Annotated in this window: 1 protein-coding gene; it reads right to left on the reverse strand. The window is 65.7% G+C overall.

Annotated features, from left to right (window positions below; all coding sequences use genetic code 11):
* Nucleotides 1–22: 22 nt before the first annotated feature.
* A protein-coding gene (locus TSO352_RS11030; RefSeq protein WP_109106248.1) for an IS3 family transposase occupies nt 23–1,185 on the reverse strand; the annotation gives its coding sequence in 2 pieces (ribosomal slippage) (nt 23–936 and nt 936–1,185; 1,164 coding nt in all).
* Nucleotides 1,186–1,462 lie beyond the last annotated feature (277 nt).

Consider the following 1,462-nt stretch of genomic DNA (forward strand, 5'->3'; position numbering starts at 1 on the left):
CTGAGACCGAAGTTTCCTCCGGTCATTGGCAGAGTCTCTGTGAGTTGTGATGCCCGAAGTGGGCAGTGATGGCAAGCTGGGCTGGGGCATGCCCCAACCCAGCTTGCGTTGCGGCCGCGGCGACCTCGGCGGGCGTGGCGCCGCCGAGACCGGAGTGCGGCCGGATGTGGTTGTAGTCTTCCCTCCAGATGGCCAGGACGGCCCGGGCGTGAGACAGCGACGCAAACAGCGTCTCGTTCAGGCATTCATCCCGCAGTCGCCCGTTGAAGCTCTCCACGAAGCCGTTCTGCATCGGCTTGCCGGGGGCGATGTAGTGCCACTCCACCCGGTGCTCCTGGCTCCAACGCAGGATGGCCATGCTGGTCAACTCGGTCCCGTTGTCGCTGACCACCAGCCGCGGCTTGCCGCGTCGGGCGATCAGGGTGTCGAGTTCACGGGCGACGCGGGCGCCAGACAGCGAGGTGTCGGCCACCAGCGCCAGGCACTCGCGCGTGAAGTCATCCACCACCGCCAGGATCCGGAAGCGCCGCCCGTCGCTGAAGCCGTCAGCGACGAAGTCCAGCGACCAGCGTTGGTTCGGCCCTTGCGGCAGCACCAGCGGCGCCCGCGTGCCCAGGGCGCGCTTGCGTCCACCGCGCCGACGCACCTGGAGTTTCTCCTCTCTGTAGAGCCGGCGCAGCTTCTTCTGGTTCATGGCATGGCCTTCGCGGGCCAGCAGCAGATGCAGCCGCCGATAACCGAAGCGCCGCCGTTGGCGCGACAACTCGCGTAGCCGCTCACGGACAGCAGCATCGTTCGGGCGCCGGGAGCGGTAGCGCACGGTCGAGCGATCCGCTCCCAGTACAAGGCACGCCCGCCGCTCGCTCACGCCGTGGCTGGCACGGGCATGGGCAACAGCATTCCGCATAGCCGCGGGCGTCACCATTTTTTTGCGGCGACGTCCTTCAGGATGGCGTTGTCCAGCATGGCCTCGGCCAGCAGCTTCTTCAGCCGCGTGTTCTCGTCCTCGAGCGCCTTAAGCCGCCGCGCCTCGGAAACCTCCAGCCCGCCGTACTTGGCCTTCCAGGTGTAGAAGGTCGCCTCGCTGATCCCATGCCGGCGGCACACGTCCGCCGTCTTCTGACCAGCCTCCTGCTCCTTCAGGATGCCAATGATCTGCTCCTCGCTGAATCGGCTGCGTCTCATCCGTCCGTCTCCTCTCGATGACGGACTCTACCTTTCCCCGGAGGAATTTTCCGGTCTCAGGTCAAGCATCATGCACCCCTTGCGACGCAAGAAGGCCCCGTTCCTTGCGGAACGGGGCCTTCGACTTGGGGTCTTGCCGGTGCGGGATCGACCCGAAACCACCGGTGTGAAGATGACGTGCGCGAGGGCGTGTTTTGGTTGGGGCTTGGAGTGTCTCTTGTGCCTGAGTGACCTGGCGGCGACCTACTCTCCCACGTCTTAAGACGCAGTACCATCG

This window comes from Azospirillum sp. TSO35-2 (genome assembly GCF_003116095.1).
GTDB lineage: Bacteria > Pseudomonadota > Alphaproteobacteria > Azospirillales > Azospirillaceae > Azospirillum.